The organism is Aquimarina hainanensis, from assembly GCF_042684685.1.
Lineage (GTDB): Bacteria > Bacteroidota > Bacteroidia > Flavobacteriales > Flavobacteriaceae > Aquimarina > Aquimarina hainanensis.
In genome coordinates this window covers 568637-580643 of record NZ_JBHULX010000001.1, presented here as the reverse complement: position 1 = coordinate 580643, position 12007 = coordinate 568637, and the positions used below count along the sequence as shown (strand labels likewise).

Below are 12007 nucleotides of genomic sequence, written 5' to 3'. Positions count from 1 at the left end.
AAATATCTTTGAACGAAGACTCTCAACCACATATTATTCTGACATCAATTCTCCTTTACTATTATATACCTTTGAGTGATCAAAATGATATTCTCTACCATTTACTGAGGGCTTAAAAAGGTTATCGGATTTACTATCTACTATAACTTTTCCTTCTGTATTAATCAATTTGTATGTTCCTTCAAATTTAACAGCTGTAACTCCATCTATGAAAAAATAGGCATCTTCATAGATGAATGGGTGTACCACTTTGCCACTGGTATTGATGAACCCATAATTTCCATCATTATGCTTTTGAACTAATGCTAAACCCTCACTAAAAAGACCAATATAATGATATATCATAAGAGTTATTCTTTTTCCTTTGCTATCTAATAATCCATACTGATCATTTTTATTCATTATTTGAAATCTTCCTTCAGAACCAAACTCTATATCAACAACCCCTTTTAAGCTTTGCTTCCTCCTTCCCCTCGGAGTTTATGATATAAAAACAACCTTCTCTGAACCCAAATAATAATCCATAGTCATTTTCGAATTTTGAATACTTATAATTTGATATTTTTATTTTTTCAGAAGAAAATAATTCATATTCTTCATGATCTCTATCTTTTTTAATGGCCACTATATCATTATCAAATGCAATAATACTATCTGCTATGATATGATCTAGTTCTTTTTTGTTTAAATTTAAATGAAAATATTCGCCATTAATTTCATAATATCTAAAGTCTTGACTTAGTACACGGTAATTTTCAGATTGTATTTTAGTAACTAGTTCTCCTGTATCAGTTAGTATTCTGTAACTGACAAAATCTTCTGAATGTTCAGCAATTAGAGAACCATAATTTGTATTAGAGATAGACATAAAATTCATACTTGATTCACGAGTACTTTTTTTTATGTACAGTTTGATTTTATCAACTTCTCCATTAAAATATATGTTTTTATAATAGTATCCGTCATTATCACTATCTGGATTAAAAAAATCTAATTTAGAAAGTTTGTTATACGATAATCTTCTAAATTCTTCATTGTTATTATTTAATTGTTCTAAATACACTTCTTTTCTTACCTCCTTTAGAGCATCAATTAATTCGGTATATTTCTTTTGAGCATCTATAAGAGGAATTTCAGAATCACTTTGATATCTTTTGTTAACTATTTTCCCTTTAGAAGTAACACCTTCTATTTCCAAAAGACCATGAATTGTATCGCTAAACTGTATGTGAGCAAAATTATTTTTCATTTCCTTTAAAACAATTTCTCCGCCTTTATATGTAATCTTAGAGTTATTTTTAGAAATTGTTATGGTATCTTAATCAGATACGTATTTAACTCTACACTGAATGTTAATACTATCTACTACCCGAGAAACTCCCCACCTTATTTGATCGTCAAAATTAACTTTATAATTAGGTATACTAGCTATGGTATCACGATAATATATGGTTTTCGGAGTAAACTCTACTTCTATACCTGCGTCTAAAGTATTTGGGTTTATAAAAATATTTGTTTCGTTTTCTACATGAAATTTCACGTAATTATGACTATCTTTTGGGAATTGGATATGAGAAACCTCTTGAAATTGGTTAAAAAAACCAGGGATTTTAGTAGTGTCTATTACAAAGGGAGTATCATATATTTCATTTTCGATATTGATTTGTTCTGGGACTAAAGAGTTCCCCTCATTATAGATAGCTAATAACCCATTAAATACTTCTATCGTTTCTTTGAGCAACTCTCCTTTTGTATGCATGTCTTTATCCTCAAGTTTAGCTATAAAACACTCTAAGTCAGGATTGTTTTTTTGAGGTCTGGTGTTACAAGCAAAAATAAGTAATGAAGATATAGTTAAAATTTTTGAACATTTTATCCTGAATTGCATGATTAAAAACCTTATAAGTTAATTCTATTATCTAATAATTTCTAAAGGCCCTCCTGCTTTAGGGCGGTGGAAATTTATTATAAGAGATTCTCTAACATAATAATCCCCTTCTATATATTTTACTCGCATAGCATTTTTGCCTTTATGTTCATCATTAATACGCATTAAAGTAACTACTTTTCCATTTCCGTAAAATTGCATTTTATATTTTTCTAATGATTCAATTACTAGATTATTATAATCAAAATATTTTCTATATTTATCCAAATCCTCTTGAACAGATGTACTATCGGCATAGACAGCCTGTGCCATTTCCTTTTGTTTGGTATAGATCATAGCAAATAAGGTTTCTTCATCTTTGTCTACAATGGCTTGCCCATATTGTTTATACATAGCAATCACTTCTTTTAGCAATTGATCAGGGTCTTCTTTGGTTAAATCCTGAGATTGTGACCAACCTGTCATGGTATAGGGTACTTTTGCTTCAAAGGTGCCGGTATATTCTACATAAGGCAGCCCATGCCCGGCAAAGATGGGTACATCTTCCGCCCCTTCGTCATTAGTACCCTGTATGGTAGGGGTGGTAAAGGTAAACCCCTCATCCAGGGTATCGATACCCCCTTCTCTAAAACGAACGCCGGATACCACCAGCTTAAACGAGGTTTTTTTGACCAAACTATCTATAAAGCTGCCATCTTGTTTCTTTTGCGGGTATAAGCGTATGGTATAGGTTTGTATGCCCGGTTTAAGAATTTTATAATTAATAGGAAAACTGGTACCAATGCCCCCTGTATCATAATAACTATAAACCTTCATATCATTTACCAAAAGTTCAAAACTACAATCGCTGTTATAAAAATCGGCATGGTAGTTAATGGCTTCGTTTTTATACTTTACTTCTTTATAGATCTGGCTAATTTTTTGTGTCATTTTTGATTCTTGTTGTTGTGCGCAACTGCTTATACTGATGGCTAATAGGCAGATGAATAGTTGTTTCATACTTAGTTATCGTTAAAATAAAATTTGGTTATAGGAATGGCTTGTTGTTTATCAATCACTCTATACTTAAACTCACCTTTGATTCCTGCTTTCTTTCCTTTTGGTTTTGTGTCCTTATTGATTGCTTCTATTTCTTTACCTTCAGTTATCTCTCCTTCTACAATAGCATATCCAATAAGTTCCAATCCTTCAAAGGTATTACTTATATCCATATAAAACCCTTTGGTATCGGCTGCAATTTTGGCATGTACAGAGTCTGATGCAGTAGCACTAACCCCCAATGCCCCGGTTAGGGTTACCTGATGTTTAAAAACACGTGCATTTTTTACAGCTTTGATACTAGCTTCCAGTTTTACGGTTAGGTTTCCTTTTAGTGTGGCTACTTCTGCGCTAGATGATTTTGCGGTATCGGGGTTAAAACTGTTTTCTCCCGTAAGGGTATTGATCTCTCCTTGCAGATATCCGCTGATTTTGCCTGTGGCAGTGAGGTCACAGGTGATCTTGCTCCCATCGCCAATCATACCCATAGCAATATCAGCAGCGGCTATTAATGCCAGTACGGCAGGGTGTGACCGCTGTGCCAGTGCCAGAAAATCCAGTTTAATTTCTAATCCTATTATTGGGTCGGCGTTTATTTTACCTTTTAGTACTGTACCCACTTTATGCCCCATGTTTTGTGTGATATTGGCATTAGATGTTTTTGTGCCTTTTAAGTACCAATCAAAAGCAAAGGACAGGCTGGGGTAAATAATTTTGAAGTTTACAAGATTCCTGCTGATCTTGATTTCTGCTTTTTCACTTTTTCTTTTTAGTCTTTGTTGCAGGTTATCCCGGTTTCTGTAGCGACTTAATAAGCTTTCTTTATCCTTAGCCTTTTGTTTATCCAATGCTTTTTGTGATGGGTATTTATCGATAGGGTAGGATTTGTTTTTAAGATGTTTAATCTCTTTTTCGTTCTCCTGTAATTTTTGCAGGGCTTTTTGTACATCAGGCTGGTTGTTAATTGCTGCCTGTGTTTCTTTTTCTTTTCTTCTGGCTGCTCTTCTTGCTTCTTGATCCAGTACTCTCTGGTGTTCTGCAGTAGGGGTATCATGATCGGATTCGGAGTCTTTTTTCTTCCCTAAAATTGTTTCTTTAATAAATCCCCCAATATCATTAAGGTTATCCATAATGGGATCAATAACCTCTTTGAACGGTGCCGAGAGGTCATATTCATCCTGTTTAGCAAAAGCTGTTTTATCAGAGAACTCATCATATTCTTTATTACGGTTAAAAGCGGCTTTTAACCCAAAATCCCAGGAACCATCCCCACTTTTTATAAATCCTTTGGGGGCATTCTTTTTTTCTTTGTTGGTCTGTCTTATATTGTTGCCCCATCCCATTTGTTTGGATGTATCCGCCTGATTGAGGTTTAAATATACAGACCATTTTATGTTAGGGTAGGTATTGATTACAATATTTCGTTTGTATCGGCAGCTTTGGGCTATTATGGTATACGGATGTGGTTTGATACTGCCTGTCCATAAATACCGCAAAATAAAAGGTAGGGGTGTTGCTATGCCCCATAATTTTATAAAATTGGTATTGTATGGGTATAATGCATAAAATACCAGTTTTGTCTGGGTATGTTCTAATACTTCTACTATTCTGGTATCAATGAATTGTCCTTCATTTTTTCTTTTAAAGGTAATGTCATTTGTGGTTACGTTATAGCCCATTTCTGATGACATTTTCTTTATTTGCTTTTCAAGAAAGGATTCTACTTCACTTTTACCATCTGATTCGGTTACTTTTTTGATAAATTCGTCTGCTATGTCAAATACAAGCATATTGTCTTTATGCTCATCTCCAGAGGTTGTTTTCGGGATATTTTCTGCGATACATGCTTTTGGGGCAGTACCTTCTTTATCATTCTCATTAATCAAATCGATGATAATTTTTCTTCTATGTCCATTGCCCCCGGTGACTACCTCATATGGATCGAAGTCAGGCTTATTAAGTGGTTTTTCTTCAAAGGCTACGTATGTTCTCTGCTTTTTGTCTTTTTTGGTTTTTTTATCTTTGTTAAATTCACTAATTTCTATGTACTTATAATGACAAGGATCTGTTCCCTTGGCTTCCATTAGTACGCTATCTTCTATGACTACTGTTTTTGCTGCATAATCGGGTCTGGACTCAGCAAGTTCATCAGGTTTGGGCAAGCGTACTTTTAAGGGTGTAGAGATATAGTTAGGGTCATATCTGTTTGGCTTTATTCCCCACCAAACTTCAGAAATTGCATATTTTTCTAATCTTGGATGATCTACAAGAACTCTTAGTTCTATTAAATCTCCCCACATTACTTTATACTTTTCCCATGTAGGGCTTAAAGAAATTAAAAAAGTTAAGGTTCCATCTATGCCGATAGTTTGATTATATTTTTGAAATTTATCATAACTTTCTGGAAACACAAGTCTATCATGTATAGATTTACCTTTCCATCTTTTAATTTCCTCTTCTTTTTTTCTATTGTGATTGGTAATTCTTTCTTTAGAATGAACTTCCCCATCATACTCATATAGTAGGCTGGTATCTCCTCCTCGATCATCCCATATAGAAACCTGAACCTGTTCTTCATTTAATCCTGTAGTTTCTAATTTGAGCATTACCCATTGCCCCAGGTATTTTGTTTCTGTTATTTCACTACCATCCGGATTGAACCATGTTGCTTTTACGGTAGGTGGCGGTGGCTCAAAAGTGATGATCATGCTTAAAGCATCGGTAGTATAGCACCCTGTTTCAAAATTTGACGCTTCCTTAAAAGCTTCTATCCAATATCCTTGTTTTGATTTGTAGCCTTCTTTTACAGTAACAGTAATGCTTTTTTGACTCGCTCTATCTGTTGCTGGTTTTTTAATACCATTTACCGATTTTACCCAACTGTAAGAAGTACCTCGTTCTATATCCCAAAGATCCCATAAAAAACCTTTAAACAAATCTGTTCCTGAAGCAGACAAATTTGCCCCGGTTTCATATAGTTCTAAATCTACCGACACACTATCTTTTAATATCAGACACCTGCTGGTTTCATCCCAGTTTACTACTTTTTCAGGATCTTTTAGATCCTCTTCTATAACTCGTATTCCAAAACCTTTAGTCATTGTTAGCGTATTAAATTAATTGAATACATTCGAATGGATCTATATCTTCTGTTTTTTTGGGGTCAACTAGTGGGTTTAATTGACTTTGCATCGTTTCATTTGCTTGTTGCACTTCTGTGGCTGATACCGATGGTTGTTGTCCATGCATTATAAACTCTACACAGGGCGTACCTGCAATAGCACATATTCCTTTGCTGTCTTTTACTAATACTTGTCCTTCATTACTTAATGTTACCTTATCATAAAAATCTTGCCAAGCGGTGATACTGGGTACACAGGGAAGATAGCCCCCAGAGGTAGGTTGTAATTTGCATTGACCAAAAGTACCTTTCTCCAGTGGGATTCCTAGATCCATGGTAGAGGCAATTAACTTTTCAGTTCCATCCGGATCATTTACATATTCATTAGGAGTACTTATTACTTTTAAGGTATCTGGAGTAAATCCATTTTTACACTGGCATATTGCTCCATTGCATACGATATGTCCTGTTACACTCATAGTTGTTTAACTTTGTAATTCATTAATTGTTATGATATTTGATCTTAGGTCCCCATCTAGATCTATTGTTATCTCAGCGGTACAAAATTTAAGCATTCCGGTTTTTCTGTCCAGATCATATTGTAGGTTACAGTTGCCTTTAGGCATTATTTTTTCTGTTGAAGTTTGTGTGCTAAATCTTTTTTTATTCCTAAGTTCCGCCACACCTCTATCATCTGTTATTTTTCCTTTATAAGTGACCTGTATGGTATTGTATGGGGTATACTGTTTTTGCACGCTTTGTTCTCCCACATATCGTATGGGGGTTGTAAAGGGGATTATTGGAAAGTTAAACAGTACCTCGGCTGTTAGATTTTTATCATACGCTCTGGTTTCAGCAATATGTGTAAATAGTGCTAAAAACATATCCTGTTTTAACGCTCGATTCAGGATGACTTCATTTTGTATTACTTTTTCTGTTGCGGTTATGTATTTTTCAACATATTCCCCTTGAAAACTATTGTATATTTTCTTTTTAAGTGTATCCCATCTTTCTTTAATCTGTTTAGAATTTTTTATCGTATAGTCAAAAAAATCAATCAAAACAGGATATAGCACCTCTCCACACATACTAGCTAACTCTTCTACAGTAGTATCAGGTATGTTGTTATTTATATACACTTGTTTTCGATCTATATGATAACAATATATTCCATCTTGATTATTGATCCCCTGAATTGTAATTTCAAAATCCAGTTGTTGGGGCTCTAAGTTACCTTGCTGCTGAATAATTCTAACACCGTATGTTAGATTTGAATACTGAGTAAGGTATGGAATATAAAAAATTTCTTGTTTTTTTGTAGGATACCATACCAATGAAGAGTGATGTCCCTGAGAAATCAGCACCACTTTCTCTTTTCTTTTTACAGAGTTGTTAAACTCCTCTGGGAGATCTTCCTGATTAAAAAATGACAATCTTTGCTTCATTTTTATTTTCCTTTCTTAGTAAACTTTACTCCTCCGTTTTCTCCTTTCATACTAATTTTTTTGGTGGTGGTTAACTCTATATTTCCATTAGTAGCATTCCATGTAATACTTTCTGCTGTTTCATTGTATTTTTTACAGGTTTTAATAATCTTTCCAGCCATGACTAAAATAGTTTTATTTTATCGTTACTATTATTAACAACTTGCTTAGCACTATTTAACTCTAAATTTTCCTTGCTACTATTAGCATTAATTTGATCCGCATTAGTTTCTACATGGGTTGCTTTTGTTTCCATGTTTTCATCAGCCGTATGATACAAATTAGTTGCGGTTACACTATGATCTTTAGCTATATATTCATTTTTAAATCCACTGACATTAATATTCATATCTTCGGCTACTTCAATAGATAAATTCTTAGACCTAAGGATCATTTCTTCTGGAGCGGATATCGTAATGCATCCATTAGCGGTATCGAGTGATATTAAGTTATTGACGCGGTCACTAATCGTAATCATTTCTCTGCCTTCAGTATCATTAAGCTCTATGGTATGCCCGCTACGGGTACGAATAGCTTTGATATTATTGGCATCACTCTGATACCTGCTCGGTTGAGCTTGTCCATGGTAGATACTTCCTGTTACATACGGACGTTCTGCACAGTTGTTCTCGAACTGGCATACAACGGTTTCTCCGATTTCCGGAATAAAGTGAAACCCTTTATCGGCTCCCGCATAAGGAGTTACTACAGGAATCCATGGGGTGGTGGTACCTCCATACTTTTGAAAAGGAAAGCGTACTTTTACCCGACTCAACCCCTGCGGATCAACATTATCAATGACCTCTCCCATTTCAATCGTACTGATTGGCATATCAAACATATTCATTAGTGGGTATACATCAATATCGGCTGCAATGGCTTCAAATTGATTTTTGTATAGCCCTCCTTCTATATTTCCATGAGTGACACTGATAATTCTAAAACGTCCATAACCTTCTACATAGATAATGGTTCCTAATTGCACGCCCGGATTATCACTTACCCCACTGGCGATTACCTGTCTGGCAGTAATGGCATGGGTATGATTTTCTACCTGTCTTTCGAACCGTTGTTGTAATCGCTGATCTGTATGGAGTTGATGGTATTGGTTATTTGTTTTAGGATAGAGATTATTGGCTTTGTTAGAGGTTAGGGAATGATATCCAGAAGGAAGACTTGTGGATTCGCTACTGTTTTTTTGATAGTGCTCTCCTGTCAGGTAATCATAAGTGTGATGGCTGGATTTATTAGGAAGTGGCTCGAGACGCATGCCAAAGTTTGTTAAATCCCGCCCATACACCAGTGATGTTTCCTCGTTGGAAGGCGTACCAAATACCAACTTTACCCCATCGTAATAGAACCAGTTATTGGTAGTTGCTGCTAATCGCGAAGCATAGGCAAAGTTACTTTCATTCTTCTGTACGCTATAATGAATGGTATCGGATTGTCTGGGGGTAAACGCGGTCTCTAATTTACCGACATCATATCCGCTAAAGGTAGCATCAAGAATCTCTGCCAATCCCAACTCTAAATACGAGGAGGTATGCTGCCCATCTTCTGCCAGAATAGAAGTGCTCATGGCGGTAAGGGCAATATGATTACCCGATTGATGGTGTTGTTTTAGGGTTTCTACTTTTGTGACGACCCCTTTAAAAAGAAATTCTCTATACTGACTATAATTTTCTGATGCTACAATTCGAATAGTGATAACCTCTCCTAAGAAATCCTTACTCCCTCCAATAAGTTGTTCAGATAGTTGTTCAACCACATCTGCTCTACAGGAGAGGTTCACAGTGTTATGATCGCCTAATGATTGATGTATTGTTAATGCTGCATAGGAAGGAATTGTTTTTCCTCCTATGGAGATATCAGTTGTGGTAAGTGTTGCCATGTGTATATCGAGTGTTGTTATATGTTTGTTTTATAGTAAGTCGTCCAAAGTTATTCAATATAAGCAGCTTGTCAATCGGGATTTTTCCCCTTTTTCTGTCTTTTCACTCGATAATCGAGTTGTATACGTTTTTTGAGGTGCGCTTATTGGTCTTCCGTAAAGAATTCTTTTTGAAGGCAGTAACCCATTTTCCTTTAGTAACTGTTGTAATTGGTTAAAAGTAATAGCTGTATTAGCTAAACTGATTTCTAAGATACTATTGCTATGATGATCATAGGTAACCATAAGTTTTGTAGCCTTTTTGTTATTAGTTAGTAGCAATAGTAACTGATTTGTTTCTATTCCTTTTTTTGATATACATACTTTCTGTAGAAAAGGAAGTGCTCGTTTATAGGTATTTGTGATACCGGATATAGTATGCACGGTATGTACTTTGGCAGCTTTCTGCATAGGGTCGTTTAGGTCGAATAATCCTTTGTGATTTCTTTGGTGATACAGCAACGGATAGCTTTTGATTGCAGTGGTACTATCAGGATAGTACCATTTGATATAGATAAGCCCCGATGCAGTAATGATCAGTGATATTCCATGTAATAAGAACCGCCATCTGATACTTTTTCTTTTGGAAATCAGAAGACAGCTAATATTTACGATTGCACCTAAAAGAATAAGAATGCTCAACATTTTTTTACTGCTATTAGTTTTAGAGAATGGTTATCCCCAAGTTATTTAAGAAAATAGCCGAAGCAATTCCAGTAATAGCATACAGGAAAAGTGCACCTATCAATAGATTAATATGTAATACTATTACTTAAGGCATGCTCCGGCATTGGTAACCATCCGTGCTAAAAAGGTGTATATGAGTTAATTTTTTTCAACATTAACCAGAAAAAGGCGGATAGCTCTATGGGTGATCCGAGCAGCTGTATCGCTACTTTTTCCCTGACTATACAATATATCGATCCATATATAAATAATGGTTTCGTAAGGTTCTCCATGTACTATGGCAATGATAAAGCTGTTTATCTCTAACCCCAATTCCTTAATGGTTTCCATTAAGAATATGGTTTTGTCGATTTTTAGATCATCAATATCAGGTGTATGTATTTTTATCATGCTTTTTATTCTTTATTAATAAGCAATAGATGACGATAGTACAGTATATAAAGAATAAGCATAAGCAGGGGTTCAGATTTGGGGCGGGACTTCACACAAACTCAATTTAAAAAAACCAACTTGAGAAAATTCCATTCCTCTTCTTTTTAGGACTTTTAGAAGATATGTTTTTTAATAGGGTATCGATAGTAATGGGATGCTTGTTATAATTTGATAGTTCCATTTGTTTAAGGACTTGTTTTTTGATTTGTAGTGGTAATCTTTTGTAAGTAGGATTCGCTTTAAATTTTAGCAGGGGTTCAGGTAGATTGGGCTTGGATTTTGGGGTATTGTTTTTTTTATCAGGGTGTTTTAATGCGAACCATCTGGCTCTGTAGATAATTTTTAATCCTTGTTCTTTAGGAATTCTTTTTTCATATAACTGAATTGTCCATTTATAGATTAGGGATTCATAGGTATCTCCATAAGAGAGGTTATGCATAAAAGAAACAATATTCATATGCATGGACTTGACAATGAAGATTAGATATTCATTTTGCGTTGTAGTACTATTATTTTTCATAATGGGGAGTTTTTTATTGTTTAGGAATTGTTTTTTTAAATTCGTTGAAACTTAGGGTTAGTTTGCTAACTGATCTATATATTTTGTTTATCCTTTTATTACTAAGGCGTCTGTCGTACTTATAAAACTTTTGCATTGTTCCTTTAGGAAATTTCAACCATCTGTCTAAACCGTGAGTGTTGAATATATCTTGATTTTCTTTGAGCCAATATTCTACAATTTGTCTCCTATCTTCTTTCATGATCAAATAATAGCCTTGTTTTACAATTCGTTATTTAGTTCAATAAGTAATTTGTCGATCTATATATTTTTTGTATTCTTTCATTTGAAAGAATTATATTGTTTTCCTTTCATTACTAGTATAATCACGTTAATTCTATCTATTTTTTTTAAATTTACGCTTAGTCATAAACAAATTTACATATTTTATATGAATAAAACATAAAAAATATGGTAAATTCATACAATAAATGAATTACATTTCAGAAAACATAAGCTACTTGCTGCGTAAAACAGGGTTAGGGAAAGATGCTTTTGGTCAAACAGTTGGTCTAAAAAGAGGAAATATAGGCTCTTACATAGATCGTAAGGCTTACCCGAAAATAGAAACATTGCAAAAAATATCTGAAACGTATAAAGTGTCTATAGATGATTTAATAAATACAGATTTAGCTAATAATAATCTTAAACCTAGGGGAATTGTTAGTAAAAATGCAATAAATGATTATTCAGTTTCTGAAATTATTGAAAATATATACATTAGAGATGATGAGTTTTCAAGTAGCCCCTTATTGTGGATGTATATAAAAATGAAAATTCTTGATGGTAAGATTGAAGATGAAGAATTGATAATTGAAAGGTTAGAATCAATCATAGAAAAGAATATAAGCAAATATTCAAAATGACG

13 protein-coding genes are annotated in these 12007 nt (G+C 34.3%); 1 reads left to right on the top strand and 12 read right to left on the bottom strand.

The features are described 5' to 3' along the window. Nucleotides 1-33: 33 nt before the first annotated feature. From ACFSTE_RS02595 to ACFSTE_RS02540, 12 genes are all read right to left on the bottom strand, one after another. On the bottom strand, nt 34-402 hold the full coding sequence (locus tag ACFSTE_RS02595; RefSeq protein ID WP_378258366.1) for a WG repeat-containing protein: 369 nt from the start codon (nt 400-402) through the stop codon (nt 34-36). Between the two features lie 34 nt (nt 403-436). Next, nucleotides 437-1249, bottom strand: a complete 813-nt coding sequence (locus ACFSTE_RS02590) for a hypothetical protein (protein WP_378258364.1) — start codon at nt 1247-1249, stop codon at nt 437-439. Nucleotides 1250-1318: 69 nt separating this feature from the next. Then, nucleotides 1319-1759: a hypothetical protein gene (locus ACFSTE_RS02585; RefSeq protein ID WP_378297935.1), complete on the bottom strand. Its 441-nt coding sequence runs from the start codon at nt 1757-1759 to the stop codon at nt 1319-1321. Between the two features lie 156 nt (nt 1760-1915). Continuing rightward, nucleotides 1916-2887 (bottom strand): hypothetical protein, encoded by a 972-nt coding sequence (locus tag ACFSTE_RS02580; RefSeq protein WP_378258360.1) that lies wholly within the window; start codon nt 2885-2887, stop codon nt 1916-1918. A gap of 2 nt (nt 2888-2889) precedes the next feature. Next, a complete protein-coding gene (locus ACFSTE_RS02575; protein WP_378258358.1) occupies nt 2890-6027 on the bottom strand; it encodes a hypothetical protein in 3138 nt (1045 codons plus the stop codon). 10 nt (nt 6028-6037) lie between these two features. After that, nucleotides 6038-6526 carry a DUF4280 domain-containing protein gene (locus ACFSTE_RS02570; protein WP_378258356.1) on the bottom strand — a complete coding sequence of 163 codons (489 nt, stop codon included), beginning with the start codon at nt 6524-6526 and terminating at the stop codon, nt 6038-6040. Between the two features lie 6 nt (nt 6527-6532). Continuing rightward, nucleotides 6533-7492 carry a hypothetical protein gene (locus ACFSTE_RS02565; RefSeq protein ID WP_378258354.1) on the bottom strand — a complete coding sequence of 320 codons (960 nt, stop codon included), beginning with the start codon at nt 7490-7492 and terminating at the stop codon, nt 6533-6535. A gap of 2 nt (nt 7493-7494) precedes the next feature. Then, complete coding sequence (locus tag ACFSTE_RS02560) at nt 7495-7653, bottom strand: hypothetical protein (RefSeq protein WP_378258353.1); 159 nt, start codon at nt 7651-7653, stop codon at nt 7495-7497. Between the two features lie 2 nt (nt 7654-7655). Continuing rightward, entirely contained in the window at nt 7656-9422 is a 1767-nt protein-coding gene (locus ACFSTE_RS02555) for a type VI secretion system Vgr family protein (protein WP_378258351.1), read from the bottom strand. A 54-nt stretch (nt 9423-9476) separates the two neighbouring features. Further along, complete coding sequence (locus tag ACFSTE_RS02550) at nt 9477-10106, bottom strand: hypothetical protein (protein ID WP_378258349.1); 630 nt, start codon at nt 10104-10106, stop codon at nt 9477-9479. Between the two features lie 180 nt (nt 10107-10286). Next, complete coding sequence (locus ACFSTE_RS02545; protein WP_378258347.1) at nt 10287-10538, bottom strand: hypothetical protein; 252 nt, start codon at nt 10536-10538, stop codon at nt 10287-10289. Nucleotides 10539-10644: 106 nt separating this feature from the next. Continuing rightward, entirely contained in the window at nt 10645-11100 is a 456-nt protein-coding gene (locus ACFSTE_RS02540; RefSeq protein WP_378258345.1) for a hypothetical protein, read from the bottom strand. Nucleotides 11101-11570: 470 nt separating this feature from the next. Here ACFSTE_RS02540 and ACFSTE_RS02535 point away from each other — a divergent pair, with 470 nt between their 5' ends. Continuing rightward, nucleotides 11571-12005 (top strand): helix-turn-helix domain-containing protein, encoded by a 435-nt coding sequence (locus ACFSTE_RS02535; RefSeq protein ID WP_176027650.1) that lies wholly within the window; start codon nt 11571-11573, stop codon nt 12003-12005. Nucleotides 12006-12007: the final 2 nt, after the last annotated feature.